This is a genomic window from Saccharopolyspora terrae (genome assembly GCF_004348435.1).
In the GTDB taxonomy this organism is placed as follows: domain Bacteria; phylum Actinomycetota; class Actinomycetes; order Mycobacteriales; family Pseudonocardiaceae; genus Saccharopolyspora; species Saccharopolyspora endophytica.
On the sequence record NZ_SMKS01000002.1, the window covers coordinates 21,940 to 40,152 of the forward strand.

Consider the following 18,213-nt stretch of genomic DNA (forward strand, 5'->3'; position numbering starts at 1 on the left):
CGGTGGGTCAGTACCGCCTGTCGATGACCGAGTTGTTGCTGGCGATCCAGCGGATGAAGCCGTGCTGGAAGTTGTTCTGCCTGCCCCCGGAGACCGAGAACTCGCCGGTCGTCGGATAACCCAGGTACGAGCGCTCCCAGCCCAGCGCCACCCACCGCTCGCGGATCCGGCCGTACACCTCGTGCGCACCGGTCGGCGGCGTCCAGTAGATCGAGGCGGCCTTGCTGAAGTGGTTGTAGCGCCCCACCTGGTCCGGCGTGGCCGTCTCGTCGGTGGTGGGGTAGCCGATGGGTCCGGCTTCCCAGCCGAGCCTGCTCCACTGCTCGCGGATCGCACCCCACACCGCGTGCGACCCGGTCTGCGACGTCCAGTAGATCGACGCGCCCAGTGCGAAGTGGTTGTACCGGCCGACCTGGTCGGGTGTGGCGGTCTCGTCGGTGGTCGGAGCCCCGAAGAAGGCGTGCCCGCCGCGTTCGAGGTACTTGGCGAGGTTGCCGCCGTGCACCTCGTGCACCCCGGTTCCCGAGCTCCAGTACAGCCTGCCGTTCTGGTAGGTCCGGTAGTGCACCGGGCCGTCGGTGATCTCCGGTCCCGTCGGCGCGCCCATGAGCGTGCGCAGCCCGGGGTCGGAGTCGTACCGCTGGTCGATCGCGGACCGGTACTCGGCGTTGAGGGTCTGGTCGGCGGGGCCCATCGTGATGAACCTGGAGCGCGCGGTCGGCCCGTCGGTCCACCTCGTGAACGTCGACCCGCCATCGGTGGCCGTTTCGGCTGCCAGCACGTCGAGCTTCGCGCCCTCGGTGACCATCGCCGAGCTGGCCCCGCCTTCGGTGGGGATCTGCAGCACCGCCGGGATGTTGCTGGTCAGGGTCAGCAGGTGCTCGCGGGGCAGTGCGGTGTAGGTCGTCGACGACGACACGCCCTCGGAATCGGTCGCGGTGGCGGTGAACGTCATCCGCGCGTCCGGGTGCGCGGTGAACGCGGTGTCGAACACCGGGCCCTGCGCGCCGGGGCCGGGGTGGTCGTGGCACGTCGTCTCCTCGGCGCAGTGCACGACCGAACTCGTCCACGTCACCTCCAGCGGGCCGTTCTCGACGTCGGTGGCGTCGGCCGAGAGGCTGATCGGGTCGTCGACCGCGAAGTCCGCTTGCGCGGGCGGTGTCAGCGTCAGCTCCGGTGAGTGGTTGGAGGGGACGACCACGACGTCGACCTGGTCGGAGGCGCCGAGCGGGTCCCGCACCGTCAGCGTCGCGGTGAACCGCTCGGTTCCCGGCGCGTAGGTGTGCGTGGTGCGCACCCCGGTCGCGGTGGTGCCGTCGCCGAAGTCCCAGTCGTAGCGCAGGGCGTCACCGTCGAAGTCCATCGAGCCCGAACCGTCGAAGGTGACCGTGCGGGTGGCCGGATCGCTCGTCGTGGTGGCCGCCGCGACCGGCGGGTTGTTGGCCGCGGAGTAGCTGAGCCTGCGCAGCGATCCGCTGTAGATGTCGGCGTAGACGATGTCGCCGTTGGGCGCCGCTTCGAACTTCACCGGACCGCCGATGTCGGTTCCCAGCGGCGGGCTCTGCGGTCGCTGCACCAGCGCACCCTGGGCGTCGAGCCGCAGCGTCCAGAGCTTGCGCTGGCTGTAGTCGCCGAAGAAGTACGCGCCCCGGTAGGACTCCGGGTAGCTCTCGCCCTGGTAGATGATGCCGCCGGTGACGCTGTTGCCCTCGTCGACGCCGCTGCCGTGGTGGTACTCCCACACCGGGGGAGTGTTGGCGACGTTGGCGCACTCCGGCCGGTCGGCGTACCCGGGAGCCGGGTGGTTCCCCTCCCAGCACGGCCACTTGTAGTTCTGGCCCGGGCGCACGAAGTCGACCTCTTCCCACGTGCCGTAGCCGACGTCGCCGACGATCGGCGTCCCGGTGGACGGGTCGATCGAGAGCCGGAAGGGGCTGCGGAAACCGCTGGCGTAGACGCGGCTTCGCCACGACGACGGGTTCGACGACTGGAAGAACGGGTTGCTCGCCACCCCTCGGCCGTCCGGCGTGATGTGCACGATCTTGCCCGCGGGCGAGTCCAGGTTGAAGGTCTGGAACGCGGCGGGGTCGGTGAACCGGTAGTCGGCCAGGTCGCCGATGGACACCCACAGCGTGCCGTCCGGCGCGGCGATGATGCCGGTGATGGCGTGCACGTCGGAGAAGCTCTTGGTCTCGAAGATCACCCGCTCGTCGACGATCCGGGTCGGTTCGGGGCTGCCCTCAACGGTCCAGCGGGAGAGCCGCAGGAGGAAGCCGTCGGCGGCGTCCGGCACCGCGCGCGAGGTAGATCTGCCGGGACGTCTCGTAGTCGGGCGCGGCGGCGACGCCGACCAGCCCGAGGTCCTGGGCGGTGTCCACCGGCAGCGTCGCCAGCGTGTTGACCTTCCCGCCGGTGGACACCCAGGCGACCTTGCCCTGCTTGCCGGTGCTGAGGGCGCTGTTGTCCGGCAGGAAGGTGAAGTCCGTCAGGTCGAAGGCGGCTTGCCCGCTCGGCTGGTCGCGGAACACGAATCCCGGCGGCAGCACGGGAACGGCGGCGGCCTCCGGCGGCGCCGGCGTCAACAGCCCGGCGGCCATCGCGAGGACGCACAGCACCGCGCTCGCGGCCCATCGTTTTCGGTTGATCATGGAAGCTCACCCCAGCGAGACAATCCCCGCAACCATGACCCCGCCGAGGCGGGCGAACCAGGGGCTATGGACCCTGAACCCGCGGTGGGAAGTCGCCGTCACGGGGTGTTGCGGAACAGCTGTTCGCTGTGAGCACCAGCACGTGAACAGGGGTTGGAGCGGGCATTGATCTCCCGGAGATCGTAGGCTGGTCGGTCTGCCGCGCGTGCGTCATCCGGAGTGCGCGCTCTGACGACAGGAGACAGACGCCGTGGGTTCATGTCCTGTTCGCAGTTCCCCAGCCGTGCCGCCGGCCGAACGGCGGCCTCGGTGACGCTGACGACGGCGCACGAATCCCTCGACGACATCCCCGGGGCCACGACCAGTGCCGTGTACTGGTCGGGTTTCGCGCCGGACCAGCGCACCCTGATCGACGTCCTCACCACCACCGCCGAGCGGCACCCCGACGCGCCCGCGATCGACGACGGCACGACCGCGCTGACCTACCGCCGCCTGACCGGCCAGGTCGAGGCCGTGCGACGACGCCTCGCCGAAAACGGCATCGGTGCCGGTGACAGGGTCGGGATCCACATCGCGTCGGGAACCGCGGAGCTCTACGTCTCGATCCTGGGCGTGCTCGCGGCCGGTGCCGCCTACGTGCCCGTCGACGCCGACGATCCCGAGGACCGCGTCGAGCTGGTCTTCACCGAGGCCGACGTGTGCGCGGTGCTGAGCACCGGTGGCGAGCTGCGGTTGCGCCGCACCCCCGGCGGGAAGACCGGCGACCCCACCCCGTCCGACGACGCGTGGATCATCTTCACCTCCGGCTCGACCGGCAAGCCCAAGGGCGTCGCGGTCAGCCACGCCTCCGCCGCCGCGTTCGTCGACGCCGAGGCCCGCCTGTTCCTCACCGAGGAGCCCATCGGCCCCGGCGACCGGGTGCTGGCCGGGCTGTCGGTGGCCTTCGACGCCTCGTGCGAGGAGATGTGGCTGGCGTGGCGCCACGGCGGATGCCTGGTGCCCGCGCCGCGCGCTCTCGTGCGCACCGGCGTCGACCTCGGCCCCTGGCTGGTCGCGCAGCGCATCACCGTCGTGTCCACCGTGCCGACCCTGGCCGCGTTGTGGCCGGTCGAGGCGCTGGAGGAGATCCGGCTGCTCATCCTCGGCGGCGAGGCGTGCTCGCAGGAGCTCGCCGAGCGGCTCGACGTCGAGGGCCGCGAGGTCTGGAACACCTACGGACCCACCGAGGCGACCGTGGTGGCCTCGGCGGCCAGGCTCAGCGGCGACGACGAGGTCCGGATCGGGCTGCCGCTGGCCGGCTGGAACCTCGCGGTCGTCGACGACGAGGGCGGTCCGGTCGCGATGGGCGGCACCGGCGAGCTCGTGATCGGCGGAGCCGGTCTCGCCCGCTACCTCGACGCCGACAAGGACGCCGAGAAGTTCGCGCCGCTGCCGTCGCTGGGCTGGTCCCGCGCCTACCGCAGCGGCGACGTGGTGCGCGCCGAACCCGAGGGCCTGGTGTTCGTCGGCCGCGCCGACGAGCAGGTCAAGCTCGGCGGCCGGCGCATCGAGCTCGGCGAGGTCGACGCCGCCCTGGCCGCCCTGCCGGACGTGGCGGGGGCCGCGGCCGCGGTGCAGACGACAGCGGCGGGGAACCAGGTGCTGGTCGGCTACGTCGTGCCGAGCAGCGAGGACTTCGACCACGACAGCTCCGTGCGCCAGCTGCAGGAACGCCTGCCCGCCGCGCTGGTGCCGCTGCTGGCGATCATCGACGACCTGCCCACCCGCACCTCCGGCAAGGTCGACCGCGTGGCCCTCCCCTGGCCGCTGCCCACCGCGGGCCCGGGGGAGACCTCGGCGCTGTCGGGCACCGAGTCGTGGCTCGCGGAGGGCTGGGCGGAGATCCTCGGCGTCGAGGTCTCCGACCCGGGCGCGGACTTCTTCGCGCACGGCGGCGGCAGCCTCACCGCCGCCCAGCTCATCGCCCGCATCCGGCTGCGCCACCCGCAGGTCTCCGTCGCCGACATCTACCAGGAGCCCACGCTCGGCGGACTCGCCGCGCACCTCGACGCGCTCGACGCCGACTCCGGCAACTCCCAGCGCGAGGTCACCCCGACACCGCGCCGGACCGGCCTGCTGCAACTGCTCATCATGATCCCGATGCTCTCGCTGGTGGGACTGCGGTGGCTGACCGCGCTCGCGGCGATCAGCAACGTGCTGACCTGGGTCGGCTCGGTGAGCTTCCTGCCGACGGTGCCCTGGTGGGGGATCGCGGCGGCGTGGCTGGTGCTGTTCACGCCCGCCGGTCGCATCACGATCTCCGCTGTCGGCGCCCGGTTCCTGCTCGACGGCGTGCGGCCGGGCACCTACCCGCGCGGCGGGAGCGTCCACTTGCGACTGTGGACCGCGCAGCAGCTCGCCGAGTTCTCCGGCGCCACGGGCGTTTCCGGCGCGTCCTGGACCTCGTTCTACGCGCGGGCGCTGGGCGCCCAGGTCGCCGACGACGTCGACCTGCACTCGCCGCCGCCGATCACCGGCATGCTCAAGATCGGCAGGGGAGCGGCCGTCGAACCCGAGGTGGACCTCTCCGGCCACTGGGTCGACGGCGACCGGGTGCACATCGGCAAGATCCGGATCGGCGCGGGCGCGCGCGTCGGTGCGCGCAGCACGCTGTTGCCCGGCGCGCGCATCGGCAAGCGCGCCGAGATCGCGGCCGGCTCCACGGTGCACGGCTCGGTCCCGGCCGGGCAGCGGTGGTCTGGTTCACCGGCGAGCAAGGTGAGCAAGTCCGCGCTGACCTGGCCGTCCAGCCGCCCACCGCGCTCGCGGCGTTGGGTCGCGATGTACGGGCTGGCCTCGATGCTGCTCGGGCTGGTCCCGGCGGTGGCCGCGGTGCCCGGCGTCCTGCTGCTCGCCCGCGCGATCTCCGGCTCGCCCGATCTGGGCTCAGCGCTGCTGCGCGCCGCGCCGGTGGTGCCGCTGGCGAGCGCGACCTACTTCCTCGGCTACGCGCTGCTGGTGGTGATCTGCGTCCGCGCGCTGAGCATCGGCATGCACGAGGGGTTCCACCCGGTCCACGGCCGCGTGGCCTGGCAGGTGTGGGCCACCGAGCGGCTGATGGACATGGCGCGCGTCGGGCTGTTCCCGCTGTACGCGAGCCTGATCACCCCGGTGTGGCTGCGGCTGCTGGGCGCCAAGGTCGGCCGCGACGTCGAAGCCTCCACCGTGCTCGCGCTGCCGAAGATGACCAACGTCGCCGACGGCGCGTTCCTCGCCGACGACACCATGGTCGCCACCTACGACCTCGGTGGCGGCTGGCTGCACGTCGCCCCGGCGCGCATCGGCAAGCAGGCGTTCCTGGGCAACTCCGGCATGACCGCGGCGGGCCGCCGGGTGCCCAAGCGCGGTCTGGTCGGCGTGCTGTCGTCGACCCCGCGCAAGGCCAAGAAGGGCTCGTCGTACCTGGGCATGCCGCCGATGCCGTTGCGCAGGTCGGTCGATCGGGGCGATCGCAGCCGCACCTTCGCGCCACCGCTGCGCCTCAAGCTCGCCCGCGCTGTCGTCGAGCTGTTCCGGTTCGTGCCGGTCGTGCTCAGCGTCGGGTTGTCGGTGCTGGTGCTGGCGGCGCTGGCGCAGCTGCACGCCGCCGTGGGGCTGCTGGGCGCGGCGCTGCTCGCCGGACCGGTCATGCTGGCCGCCGGGCTGCTGGCCTGCCTCGTGGCGACCGCGGTGAAGTGGCTGCTCGTCGGCCGCTACCGGGCCGGCGAACGCCCGCTGTGGTGCTCCTTCGTGTGGCGCACGGAGCTGGCCGACATGTTCGTCGAGGTGCTGGCGGTGCCGTGGCTGATCGGGTCGGCCACCGGAACGCCGCTGCTGACGATGTGGCAGCGGAGCATGGGCGCGAAGATCGGCCGCGGCGTGTGGCTGGAGACCTACTGGCTGCCCGAAGCGGACCTGGTGCGGCTCGGGGCGGGCTCGACCGTCAACCGCGGCTGCGTCGTGCAGACCCACCTGTTCCACGACCGGGTCATGCGGCTCGACGAGGTGCGGCTGGATCCCGGCGCTACCCTGGGCCCGCACGGAATCGTGCTGCCCGGCGCGAGCATCGGCGCCGACACCACCATCGGACCGGGTTCGCTGGTCACCCGCGGGGACGAGGTGCCCGCGGGCACGCGCTGGCTCGGGAACCCGATCACGAACTGGCAGAGGGGACGCAACCGGTGAGTTCTGGGCCGAGCACGAGCGCTCCGTCACCGGGTGCGGACCGGTCCGCCGACCCCTACCTGCCCGAGCACGGCAACGGCGGATACCGCGTCGTGCACTACGACCTCGACCTGGACTACCAGGTGGGGCCCAACCGGCTCAGCGGCACCGCGCGGATCTCGGCCACCTCGACGCAGGCGCTGTCGCGGTTCAGCCTCGACCTCGCCGACCTGCGGGTGCGGCGGGTGCTCGTGGACGGCAAGCCCGCGAAGTTCACCCACAGCGGCGGGAAGTTGCGCATCAAGCCGCAGCGCCCCATCGGCGAGAACGCCGAATTCCGCGTGGAGGTCCGGTATTCGGGCACGCCCCACCCGATCGCGGGACGCTGGGGCGAGATCGGCTGGGAGGAGCTCACCGAGGGCTCGATGGTCGCCGCGCAGCCCATCGGGGCGCCGTCGTGGTTCCCCTGCAACGACCACCCGTCCGACAAGGCCGCGTACCGGGTCTCGTTCACCGCCGCCTCGCCGTTCTCGGTGCAGGTGACCGGGAACCTGGTGTCGCAGCAGCGGCGCGGCAGCACCACGACGCACGTCTTCGAGCGGCCGGAACCGACTTCGACGTACCTGATGAGCGTCCAGGTCGGTCCCTACACCGACGTGGAGCTGGCCAGCGGGGAAGTCCCGCAGCGGGCGGCGATCCCCGCGCGGCTGAAGGAGGACTTCGCGGTCGACTTCGGTCGGCACGGCCAGATCATGGACTGCTTCCGCGATCTGTTCGGCCCCTACCCGTTCGGCGAGTACGTCGTGGTGGTCACCGACGACGAGCTCGAAGACCCCGTCGAAGCGCAGGGCATGTCGATCTTCGGCGCCAACCACGTCGACGGGCAGCGCACCCACGAACGGCTCGTGGCGCACGAGCTCGCCCACCAGTGGTTCGGCAACAGCGTCACCATCGCCGACTGGCGGCACATCTGGCTCAACGAGGGCTTCGCGACCTACGCCGAATGGCTGTGGTCGGAGCGCTCGGGCGGGCCGTCGGCGCAGGAGCACGCGGCGGACTGGCACGCCCAGGTCGCGGCGGATCTCCGCATCGGCGACCCGGGCGTGTCCAGCATGTTCGACCCGCAGGTCTACAAGCGCGGTGCTCTGACCTTGCACGCGCTCCGGCACGAGATCGGCGACGAGCCGTTCTTCGCGCTGCTGCGGCGCTGGGCGGCCGAGCACCGGCACGGCACCGCGACGACCGAGGACTTCACGTCCCTGGCCGCCGAGCACGCGAACCGCGGTCTGGAGCCGCTGTTCACCGCGTGGCTGGACCAGCCGGAACTACCGGCGCTGCCCAGCTGAGAGCCGTCACTTCCCGGCGAGCGCCGGGGCTTCGGTGAACAGCTGCGGCGCGATCACGACGCCCTGCGCGAAGTTCTCGTCGACCTGGGCCTTCTCGGTCGGGTTGGGGAGGTTGTTCTGGCATTCGGTCCCGGCGCTGGCGCCCGACATCAGGTCTTCGCAGATCCCGGTGCGGTCGTCGGGGAGTCCGAGGATGTGGCCGATCTCGTGGGTGGCGATGCGCGGGATGTGGTGCCCCTCGTTGACGGCTTGGCGCCCCATCCACACCGTGCCCACGCCGAGCGACTCGGTCTGGGCGCGCGGCCAGCCGTCGTCGGCGAGGACGGTCAGGTCGGCCTGGCCGTCGGTGGCCTTCTCCAGCTTGACGTTGGCGACCTGGCCGTTCCAGGTCTCGGCCGCCTCGTCGATGGCCGCCTGGAACTCCTCGGCCTGGCTGGCGTCGTAGGTGACGATGCGGGGCTCGGCGTCGCTGGTGACCGCACCGGCCAACGGTGCGCCTGCCACCAGCAGCAACGCCGTCGCCGCGCCAGCGATCGCGGTCGTCATCGAGAACCTGGACATGTCGACTCCTCCTGTGGGCGGTCGTTCACGTGGAAACGATCAACACGACCGGAGGCTAGGCAGGAGTCCCGGACCGATACGGACAGTGGCGGATAACCGCCATCACGTCACCAGGTGTGAAATCATCGCGGCCGCAACGAGTGGGGGAGCACGACCTCTCCCGTGGCGCGCCCGTGCCGGTCGAGCAGCCAGCCCATCCGCTTGCGGGTGCGCAGCGTCAGGACGGACTCCGACAGCCGCAGCGACGGCAGCTTCTCGTTGACCAGCCGCTCGATGCGCATGAGATCGCCCGCCGACCTCGCCCACAGCAGGAACATCAGGTTCGACTGGCCCGCGGTGGACACCAGCAGCCGGAGCTCGGGCAGCGTCGACAGCGAGCGGACCGTGTGGTCCAGCTCGGTCATCGGCACCTGCGCGAACCACGTGCACACGATCGGCCAGCGGGTGCGCAGCCCGGCGACCTCGCAGCGGAAGGCCAGGGCGTCGGTGGCCAGCAGGCGGGCGACCTGCCTGCGCACCGTCGCCGGGTCGCGGCCGAGCGCGCGGGCGATCTCGGCGGCGTTCTGCCTGCCGTCGTGCGCCAAGCGCTCCACCACCGGCCAGTAGGAGTCCGGGATGCGGCCGCCGGCCGGGCTCTTGGCGTGCCGGGCGGCCTCGCGCAGCGCCGCCTGCTGGTCGGGGTCGAGGGCGTCGAGCCGCCAGTCCGCGCCCTGCCGGTGCACCTTGGTGGCCACGTGCGTGTTGACCGCCCGCACTCCCGGGGTCGTGGGCAGGTCGTCGAGGGTGAACGCGGCCAGCGAGTCGTAGTCCGGGACGATCACCGTGAGCACCAGGTCGCGGCCGTCCGCGGTCTCCTCCACCGAGGCCGCTCGCGGATCGCGGGCGATGCGCTCGATGGCCTCCGTCCGGCAGGACGGCTCGACCCGCAGGTCGACGAAGGCCACCACGTCGCGCGACTGCTCGCCGGAGTGCACCGTCAGCCACGCCAGTCCCGCCGCCCGCAACCGCTCCCAGCGGGCGGCCAGCGCGGTCGGGGACGAGCCGAGCACGCGGGCGGCTTCCGCCCAGCTGACCCGCGGCGCGATCTGCAGCGCGTGGATCAGCGCCAGGTCCTCTTCCGCCAGTTCCGGGGCGCTGGGATGCACGAATCACCTCGTCTGGAAGTCCGTTGCGCACGAATCCTGCGATTCTCCACGTCGGGCCGAGTCGACATCGCACACTGACGCGCCCTGGAGTCGTTATGAAGCAGGTCACTTCCGGAGGTAGCAGTTGAGTGTGCACGAGGACGCGCTGGCGATGCGCGACGATCTGATCGCGCTGCGTCACGAGTTCCACCGCGAACCCGAGGTCGGGCTGCAGCTGCCCCGCACCCAGGAACGGGTGCTGGCGGCCCTGGACGGCCTGCCGCTGGAGATCAGCACCGGGCGCGACGTGAGCTCGGTGACCGCGGTGCTGCGCGGCGGTGGTGGTGGATCGACCGTGCTGCTGCGCGGTGACATGGACGGGCTGCCGGTGCGGGAGCGCACCGGGCTCGACTTCGCCTCGCAGACCGGCGACACCATGCACGCCTGCGGTCACGACCTGCACACCACGATGCTGATCGGCGCGGCCCGCCTGCTGTGCGCGCACCGCGACCGGCTGGGCGGCGACGTGGTGCTGATGTTCCAGCCGGGGGAGGAGGGCTACGACGGCGCGCGGATCATGGTCGAGGAAGGCGTGCTGGAGGCCTCCGGTCGCCGCGTGGACGCGGCCTACGGGCTGCACGTGTTCTCCTCGGACGCGCCGCAGGGCCGCTTCGTCACCCGGCCCGGCACGATGCTGTCGGCCTCCGACGAGCTGCACGTGTCGGTGCGCGGATCCGGCGGGCACGGCTCGGCTCCGCACCGCACGCAGGACCCGGTCGCCGCGATCAGCGAGATGATCACCTCGTTGCAGACGATGGTGACCCGCCAGTTCGACATGTTCGACCCGGTGGTGCTCAGCGTCGGGTCGCTGCACGCGGGCAACGCCGTCAACGTCATCCCGGAGTCGGCGACCTTCGGTGCCACCGTGCGCACGTTCTCGCCGGAGTCGCGCGAGCGGATGCGGGAGCGTTCGGAAGCGGTGCTGCGCGCGGTCGCCGCCGCGCACGGGGTGGACGTCGAGGTCGAGTACCGGCAGGGTTATCCACCCACCCGGACCGACGTCGAGGAGACCGCGTTCGTCGACCGCACCATCCACGAGCTCTTCGGCAGCGAGCGGCACCAGACCCTGCCCAACCCGCTGTCGGGGTCGGAGGACTTCTCGCGGGTGCTCGACGAGGTGCCCGGCGGGTTCGTCGGCCTCGGCGCGGTTCCCGACGGCCTCGACCCGGACACCGCCGACTACAACCACTCACCGACCGCGCTGTTCGACGACGCGGTGCTCGCCGACGGCGCCACCCTCTACGCAGAACTCGCCCTGACCCGCACCCACGTGGAGAACTGATCATGACCGCATCCGTGCCAGCGCCGGTGCGCCGCAAGGCGGTCGTCGCGGCGTCCATCGGCAACTTCATCGAATGGTTCGAGTTCGGGCTCTACGGGTTCTTCGCCGCGGCCATCGCGGCGAACTTCTTCCCGGGAAGCCACAGCCTGATCTCCACCTTCGCCGCCTTCGGCGTGTCGTTCGTGCTGCGCCCGCTGGGCGCGCTGATCTTCGGCCACTTCGGCGACCGGATGGGCAGGCGCACCACGCTGTCGATCTCCATCATCGGGATGTCGGCGGCGACCTTCGTCATCGGTCTGCTGCCCAACTACGACGGCATCGGCCTGGCCGCGCCTATCCTGCTGGTGGTCGCCCGCGTCGTGCAGGGCTTCTCGGCCGGTGGTGAGTTCGGTGGCGCCACCGCGTTCATGGTCGAGTACGCGCCTGCGCACCGGCGCACGTTCTACGGCAGCTGGCAGATGTTCACCCAGTTCGCGGCAACGCTGGTGGCCACCGTGATCGGCGCGCTGCTGTCGATGGCGCTCACGCCCGAGGCGCTGACCGACTGGGGCTGGCGGGTGCCGTTCCTGGTGACGCTGCCGCTCGGCGCGATCGGCCTGTACCTGCGGCTGCGCCTGGACGAGACCCCGGAGTTCCAGGCCTCGTCCCCCGAGGACAGCGGCGCACCGCTGATGATCACGCTGCGGAAGCACTGGCCGAACGTGCTCAAGGTGATCGGTCTGATCATCTCCGGCACCACCTGCACCTACATGGTCCAGGCGTTCTGGCCCGCGTTCCTGGTGAAGAACCTCGGCATCCCGCAGGCCGACATGTTCGTCGCGATGATGGTGGGCATCTCCGCGCTGCTGCTGACCTGCCCGGCGTGGGCGCTGCTGGCCGACCGGATCGGGCGGCGCAAGCCGTTCCTGATCGCCACGCCGCTGGCGCTGATGGTGCTGGCCATCCCGATGTACCAGCTCATCCTGTCCGGCTCGTTCGCGCTGATCGTCCTGGCCTACGTGCTGCTGGGACTGCTGATGGCGCCGAGCCTGGCGGCGATCTCCACGGCGATCGCCGAGGCGTTCCCGACCGAGGTGCGCTACAGCGGTCTGTCGCTGGCCTACAGCGCGGCGGTGTCGATCTTCGGCGGTTCGACGCCGCTGATCCTGTCGACGCTGGTGGAGACCACCGGGAACCCGATGTCGCCGGCCTACTACCTGATCGCGGTGGCCGCGGTGTCGGTGCTGGCGGCGTTCGCGCTGGCCGACACCTCCACCACACCCGCCCGCGCCGAGGTCGCCGAGGAGGTGCCTGCCCGATGACGCCGGGGTGCGGCTCGGCCCGTTCCGAGCCGCACCCGCGGAAGTCCCCTCGCGCGTACCGGCGCGGGCGTTTGGCGGGGACGGGGCCCTCGGTGGACGATCGAGGGCATGGCTGGTGAATTCAAACGGGACATGAACTACATCGCCACGCGGATCACCGCCGACGGGCGAGACGGCTACCCGGTCGAACCCGGTCGGTACCGCTTGGTGGTGGCCAGGGCGTGTCCCTGGGCGAACCGGGCGGTCATCGTGCGGCGGCTGCTCGGTCTGGAACCGGTGCTGTCGATGGGCATCGCCGGGCCCACCCACGACGAGCGCAGCTGGCAGTTCGACCTCGACCCGGGTGGCCGGGACCCGGTGCTGGGCATCGAGCGGCTGCGCGAGGCGTTCCTGGCCCGCGACCCGGACTACGCGAAGGGCATCACGGTGCCCGCGATCGTCGACATCCCCACCGGCCAGGTCGTCACCAACGACTTCCCGCAGATCACCCTCGACTTCTCCACCGAGTGGCGCGAGCACCACCGGCCGGGAGCGCCCGAGCTGTATCCGCAGGACCTGCGCGCCGAGATCGACGAGGTCGGCGACCTGGTGTTCAAGGTCAACAACGGGGTCTACAAGACCGGGTTCGCCCAGAGCCAGGAAGCGCACGACAAGGGCTTCCACGAGCTGTTCGAGGCGATGGACCTGCTCGCCGAACGGCTTTCCGGTCAGCGCTACCTGGTCGGCGACACGATCACCGAGGCCGACGTGCACCTGTTCCCGACCCTGGTGCGCTTCGACGCCGTCTACCACGGGCACTTCAAGTGCAACCGGCACAAGATCACCGAGATGCCGGTGCTGCGGGACTACACGCGAGACCTGTTCCAGACCCCGGGTTTCGGCGACACGATCCACTTCCCGCAGATCAAGGAGCACTACTACGTGGTGCACCGCAACGTGAACCCGACCGGCATCATCCCCGCCGGCCCCGACCTCACCGGCCTCCTGCAACCCCACGGCCGGGAGAAGCTCGGCGGCCGTCCCTTCGGCAACGGCACCCCGCCGGGCCCACCCCCGGAAGACGAGCGGGTCCCCGCCATCGCATGACGGACACCGCGCATCCCCGATGTGCGGCCGCGCCCACCACCGACCAACCCGGAGCTCCAGTCCCTCCCCCCCCACGGTTCCCGAACACCCGGACTACGGCGGTTTTCGGGTCCCCGATTACGGCGGTTTTCGGGGGCCGGTTTACGGCGGTTTTCCGGAACCTGATTACGGCAGTTTCCGGTTCCGGGGAGTGAGTGGTCGTTGTGCGGGACCGCATCCACCTCGGGGTCCAGCGCCCGCGTGACGCGTTCGCCGTTCGGGGCCGTTGCGAATCCCTCCGTGTCGGATCGAGATCCGTTCGTTCCCACCGCATTGCCCGCGCGGTCGCGGACGTGGCATGTTCCCTCCACCTGCAGAAACGGGAAATCCCGGGGGCTTTCGTCGCCGGGCGCACCGCGGTTGGGGGAGTTCGCCGTCCGCTCGGAGTCGGCGAGGTCGATCCGGCTGCGGCGGTGCGGGAACGCGCACCGGACACCGCGAAGGAGCGGAATCGTGACGGCATCGGACGCAGTGACAACGGACCAGGACCGAACCTCGCACCGGAAGCCCGAGCCCGTACCCGGGCCGCTGTCCGGTGATCCCGCGCTGATCGGAGTGCCCACGTTCGTCGTGGGTTCGATCGCCCTCGGAATGACCTTGGTGGGCTTCGTCCCTCCGGAAGCGGTCGGAGCACCCGTGGCGATCATCCTCGCCGCCACCGGAACCGGTCAGTTCGTCGCGGCGCTGTGGGCGGCCGCGATCGGGCAGAGCGCGGTCGCCTCGATCTTCGGCACGTTCTCGGGGTTCTGGCTCAGCTACGGGCTCCTGGTGCTCGGGTTGACCCACGGCTGGTTCGGGGTTCCCGACGGCAGCGCCACGGCCACGCAAGCGCTGTTCCTGACGTCGTGGGCGGTCGTGGTCGCGCTGCTCGCACTGGCGACGCTGCGGCTCCCGGCCGCCTACACGGTGCTGTTCGCGCTGATCGCCGCGGCACTGGTGCTCGTGCTGGTCGCGACCGTGCAGGACTCGGCGCAGCTGAAGGCGGTGGGCGGCTTCGTGGTCTTCACCTTCGCGGCGCTGGGCTGCTACCTGTTCCTCCACGTGATGTCGGAGGCGACGGGTGGCCGGGGGCTGCCGCTGGGGAAGCCGGTGCTGCGTTCCTGAAACATCGAGCGCGGAGGCGGTTCTCGACCGCCTCCGCGCTCGAATGCCTCTCAGGAGCGCAGTTCGGGGAACTGGTCGTCGCGCCACTCGTCGCGCGGCCCCGAGTCCTCCTCGCGGGCGCGCAGTTCGACGCGGCGGATCTTGCCGGAGATCGTCTTGGGCAGCTCGAAGAACTCCAGCCGGCGAACCCGCTGGTAGGGAGCGAGGTGCTCGCGCGCGTACTTCAGGATCTCGAACGCCGTGGTCTTGTCCGGCTCGTGCCCGGGAGCCAGCGCGACGTAGGCCTTGGGCACGGCGAGCCGCACCGGGTCCGGAGCGGGCACCACGGCGGCCTCCGCGACCGCGGGGTGCTCGATCAGGACCGATTCGAGCTCGAACGGGCTGATCTTGTAGTCGCTGGCCTTGAAGACGTCGTCGGTGCGCCCGACGTAGGTGATGTAGCCATCAGCGTCGATCGTCGCCACGTCACCGGTGTGGTAGTAGCCGCCGCCCATCGCGGTGTCGTTGCGCTCGGCGTCGTCGCGGTAGCCGGTCATCAGCGGCAGCGGGTGCTGCGCGAGGTCGAGGCAGATCTCGCCCTCGCCGGTGCCGTCGACCGGTCGCCCGGTCGCCGGGTCGACCAGCACCACCGGGACACCGGGCAGCGCGCGGCCCATCGAGCCGGGGCGGATCTGCGATCCGGGCGTGTTGGCGACCTGCGCAGTGGTCTCGGTCTGCCCGAAGCCGTCGCGCAGCGTCAGGTCCCACGCGCGCTGGACCTGGTCGATGACCTCGGGGTTGAGCGGCTCACCCGCGCCGATCACCTCGCGCAGCGACTCGGGGCGCTCGCCGAGGTCGGAGTTGATGAGCATCCGCCACACGGTCGGCGGCGCGCAGAACGTCGAGACGTCCCAGGTCCGCAGCCGGTCGAGCAGCATCGCGGGGTCGAACCGGCCGTAGTTGCACACCAGGATGGTGGCCTCGGCGATCCAGGGCGCGAAGAACGACGACCACGCGTGCTTGGCCCAGCCCGGCGAGGAGATGTTGAGGTGCACGTCGCCGGGCCGCAGACCGAGGAAGTACATGGTGGTCAGGTGCCCGACGGGGTAGGAGGTCTGGGTGTGCTCGACGAGCTTCGGCCGCGAGGTCGTGCCCGAGGTGAAGTAGTAGAGCAGCGGATCCCCGGGGGCGGTCCCGGGGTGGGGCAGCGGCGTGGCGGGGAACGCTTCGGCTTCGCGCAGGTTCACCCACCCGTCGGCCGCACCGACGCTGATCCGCCCGTAGTCACCGGGCACGTCGGTGAACTTGCCGGTGTCGGCGGCGTTGGCGATGACGTGCTCGGCACCGCTGCGGATGATCCGGTCGACCAGCTCGGCCGGGCCGACGGCGGTGGTGGTCGGCACGATCACCGCACCCAGCTTCATGATCGCCAGCATCGACTCCCACAGCTCGACCTGGTTGCCGAGCATGAGCACCACCGGGTCTCCGCGGCGCACGCCCTGGGCGGCCAGCCAGCCCGCGAGGCGGTCGGAGGCGGTGGCCATGTCGTCGAAGCTGCGCCGCAGCTCGGCCCCGTCCTCCTCGACGATCACCAGAGCCGGGCGGTCGTTGCCGCGCGCGATCGCGTCGAACCAGTCGGTCGCCCAGTTGAACCGCTCGCCCAGCTCCGGCCAGCGGAACTCGGCGACGGCGCGCGGGTGCTCTCCGCGCAGCGCCAAGAGCTGGTCACGGCTTTCTCGGTAGGCGCCGGTGACGTCCATGTGCCGCTTCCCCTTCGATCTGACGACGCTGTCGGGACGAGGGTGCACCGACCACCGGAGGATCGAATACCCACTCACGGGGGTAGCGCCGAGCAGCAGGTGCGGGGTATTCACCCAGATGACGTGGTGAGGGAGCGCACATGGACGAAGACGTCAGAGCGGCCGGTTGGATCGACCGGCTCCTCCCGGAACGGTTGAACTGGCTTTCCCGGTCGACAGGCATCCCCGTGGTGTTCGGCGGCAGCACGTCGACGACCCCGCAGCGGCTGGTGATCGGCCGCATGAAGGGCACCATCGGGTCGGGGTTGCGCGGGTTGGAGGTGCGCCCGGGCAGCGGTCTCGGCGGCAGGGTGCTGCGTGACCGCGCGGCGCACCGCGTCAACGACTACGCCCGCACCTCCGACATCACCCACGAGTACGACCCGATCGTCGTCCGGCAGGAACGCCTCACCTCGGTGTTCGCCCTGCCCATCACGGTCGGCGACGCGGTGTGCGGCGTCCTCTACGGCGCGGCCCGCGACCACCGCCCGGTCGGCGACCGCGCGCTGCGCACGGCGGAGGTCGTCACCGCGCAGCTGTCCCGGGACGTCGAGGACCGGCTGCGCCCGGACCCGGAGCTCCACGAACCCGACCCCCTGGCGGAACTCGCCGCGGTCATCGAGGAGACCGGCGACGAGGCCATGCGCGCCCGCCTGCGCCGGATCCACCAGCAGCTCCGCGGGAGCACGTCACCGACCACGACGAGCGACGTGACCCTCGCGCCCCGCGAGATCGAAGCGCTCCGCCTCGTCGAGATCGGAGCGTCCAACGTGGAGATCGCCGCTCGCCTCGGCCTGAGCCCCCAGACGGTCAAGACCTACCTCCGCAACGCCACCCGCAAGCTCGCGGTCCGCAACCGCACAGCAGCGGTCCACGAAGCCCGCCTCGCAGGCCTCCTGTAGACCACCCCTCAACCCCGCTGGGGCTCGGCGTCGGCCATGGGGACGTCGACGACGAAGAACTGGAACGTGGGTGTCGTGGCGAGGCGGTGGAACTCGTCGGGTGAGAGGTCGCGGGCGGCCGGGTCGGGTTGCGGTTCCCCGATGGTGGTGAGGCGGAACCCGGCCGCTGTGAAGGCGTCGATCATCGCGTGCAGCGGCCTGCGCCAGAACGTCATCGGGAAGGTCTTCCCGCCGAACTCCCAGTCGAAGCTGTAGCTCGTGGTCGCGAAGTAGTCGGGCCTGGGGTCGTGGATCGCGTACGCGACGAAGGGGTGGTCCACCGAGGCGATCAGCCGGCCACCGGGTTTGAGGACCCGCCGGAACTCGGCGAGCGCGGGACCCCAGTCCTCGAGGTAGTGCAGCACGAGCGAGGCGACCACCTCGTCGAACGCGGCATCCGCGAACGGCAGGGGTTCCCGCAGGTCGGTTAGGTGCAGGGCCGCTCCGTCGCCGAGCCTCCGCCTCGCCAGGGCGAGCATCCCGGCGCTGGAGTCGACGCCGGTGACGAGGGCACCTCGATCGCGCAGCGCGGCGGACAGGGAGCCCGCCCCGCATCCCGCGTCGAGGATCTGGTGGCCGGTCACGTCCCCGGCGAGGGCGAGCATCGCCGGGCGCTCGTAGTGGGCGTTGACGAGGTTGTTCTCGTTCATCGCCGAGTACGCCTCGGCGAAGCTGTCGTAGTCGTTCACCTGCCCCTGTCCTGCGGGAAGGGACTCCTCGGGAACACCGTCCATCGCCGCAGATTAGCGGCCCCTGACGAC

At 71.2% G+C, this 18,213-nt stretch carries 11 protein-coding genes and 1 pseudogene; 7 read left to right on the forward strand and 5 right to left on the reverse strand.

The genetic code is table 11. The features are described from left to right. Positions 1-7: 7 nt before the first annotated feature. A pseudogene (locus E1181_RS01975) lies at positions 8-2,597 on the reverse strand (PQQ-dependent sugar dehydrogenase). Between the two features lie 309 nt (positions 2,598-2,906). Between E1181_RS01975 and E1181_RS01980 the strand changes: the two are divergent. Both E1181_RS01980 and E1181_RS01985 read left to right on the forward strand, forming a co-directional pair. Beyond that, on the forward strand, positions 2,907-6,851 hold the full coding sequence (locus tag E1181_RS01980; RefSeq protein WP_132672134.1) for a Pls/PosA family non-ribosomal peptide synthetase: 3,945 nt from the start codon (positions 2,907-2,909) through the stop codon (positions 6,849-6,851). After that, a complete protein-coding gene (locus E1181_RS01985; RefSeq protein WP_132672135.1) occupies positions 6,848-8,176 on the forward strand; it encodes a M1 family metallopeptidase in 1,329 nt (442 codons plus the stop codon). The genes E1181_RS01980 and E1181_RS01985 overlap by 4 nt, the downstream gene beginning before the upstream one ends. Before the next feature lie 6 nt (positions 8,177-8,182). On the opposite strand, the gene E1181_RS01990 is transcribed toward E1181_RS01985, so the two are convergent. Both E1181_RS01990 and E1181_RS01995 read right to left on the reverse strand, forming a co-directional pair. Further along, positions 8,183-8,737: a snapalysin family zinc-dependent metalloprotease gene (locus tag E1181_RS01990; protein ID WP_132672136.1), complete on the reverse strand. Its 555-nt coding sequence runs from the start codon at positions 8,735-8,737 to the stop codon at positions 8,183-8,185. Between the two features lie 122 nt (positions 8,738-8,859). Then, a complete protein-coding gene (locus E1181_RS01995; protein WP_207921971.1) occupies positions 8,860-9,882 on the reverse strand; it encodes an Lrp/AsnC family transcriptional regulator in 1,023 nt (340 codons plus the stop codon). Between the two features lie 124 nt (positions 9,883-10,006). On the opposite strand from E1181_RS01995, the gene E1181_RS02000 reads away from it, so the two are divergent. The 4 genes from E1181_RS02000 (at position 10,007) to E1181_RS02015 (ending at position 14,733) form a co-directional block, all read left to right on the forward strand. Next, entirely contained in the window at positions 10,007-11,203 is a 1,197-nt protein-coding gene (locus E1181_RS02000; protein ID WP_132672137.1) for a M20 metallopeptidase family protein, read from the forward strand. A 2-nt stretch (positions 11,204-11,205) separates the two neighbouring features. Beyond that, the gene (locus tag E1181_RS02005) at positions 11,206-12,504 is read left to right on the forward strand and encodes an MFS transporter (protein ID WP_132672138.1); all 1,299 of its coding nucleotides are present in this window, start codon (positions 11,206-11,208) and stop codon (positions 12,502-12,504) included. Positions 12,505-12,612: 108 nt separating this feature from the next. Then, on the forward strand, positions 12,613-13,590 hold the full coding sequence (locus tag E1181_RS02010; RefSeq protein ID WP_132672139.1) for a glutathione S-transferase family protein: 978 nt from the start codon (positions 12,613-12,615) through the stop codon (positions 13,588-13,590). 492 nt (positions 13,591-14,082) lie between these two features. After that, complete coding sequence (locus tag E1181_RS02015; protein WP_235875735.1) at positions 14,083-14,733, forward strand: GPR1/FUN34/YaaH family transporter; 651 nt, start codon at positions 14,083-14,085, stop codon at positions 14,731-14,733. 50 nt (positions 14,734-14,783) lie between these two features. Here the strand turns inward: E1181_RS02015 and E1181_RS02020 are convergent, their stop codons facing one another. Further along, on the reverse strand, positions 14,784-16,472 hold the full coding sequence (locus E1181_RS02020; protein ID WP_132672140.1) for an AMP-binding protein: 1,689 nt from the start codon (positions 16,470-16,472) through the stop codon (positions 14,784-14,786). A gap of 140 nt (positions 16,473-16,612) precedes the next feature. Here E1181_RS02020 and E1181_RS32480 point away from each other — a divergent pair, with 140 nt between their 5' ends. Next, positions 16,613-17,413 (forward strand): LuxR C-terminal-related transcriptional regulator, encoded by an 801-nt coding sequence (locus tag E1181_RS32480; RefSeq protein WP_132672141.1) that lies wholly within the window; start codon positions 16,613-16,615, stop codon positions 17,411-17,413. A gap of 8 nt (positions 17,414-17,421) precedes the next feature. Here E1181_RS32480 and E1181_RS02030 read toward each other — a convergent pair whose 3' ends face one another. Then, positions 17,422-18,186 carry a class I SAM-dependent methyltransferase gene (locus tag E1181_RS02030; protein ID WP_132672142.1) on the reverse strand — a complete coding sequence of 255 codons (765 nt, stop codon included), beginning with the start codon at positions 18,184-18,186 and terminating at the stop codon, positions 17,422-17,424. Positions 18,187-18,213: the final 27 nt, after the last annotated feature.

Bases quoted from the DNA above. Each gene is read 5' to 3' on its own strand.
- E1181_RS01980 (WP_132672134.1), top strand. From the start codon at position 2,907: ATGTCCTGTTCGCAGTTCCCCAGCCGTGCCGCCGGCCGAACGGCGGCC.
- E1181_RS02030 (WP_132672142.1), bottom strand. From the start codon at position 18,186: ATGGACGGTGTTCCCGAGGAGTCCCTTCCCGCAGGACAGGGGCAGGTG.
- E1181_RS32480 (WP_132672141.1), top strand. From the start codon at position 16,613: ATGGACGAAGACGTCAGAGCGGCCGGTTGGATCGACCGGCTCCTCCCG.
- E1181_RS02020 (WP_132672140.1), bottom strand. From the start codon at position 16,472: ATGGACGTCACCGGCGCCTACCGAGAAAGCCGTGACCAGCTCTTGGCG.
- E1181_RS02010 (WP_132672139.1), top strand. From the start codon at position 12,613: ATGGCTGGTGAATTCAAACGGGACATGAACTACATCGCCACGCGGATC.
- E1181_RS01990 (WP_132672136.1), bottom strand. From the start codon at position 8,737: ATGTCCAGGTTCTCGATGACGACCGCGATCGCTGGCGCGGCGACGGCG.
- E1181_RS02005 (WP_132672138.1), top strand. From the start codon at position 11,206: ATGACCGCATCCGTGCCAGCGCCGGTGCGCCGCAAGGCGGTCGTCGCG.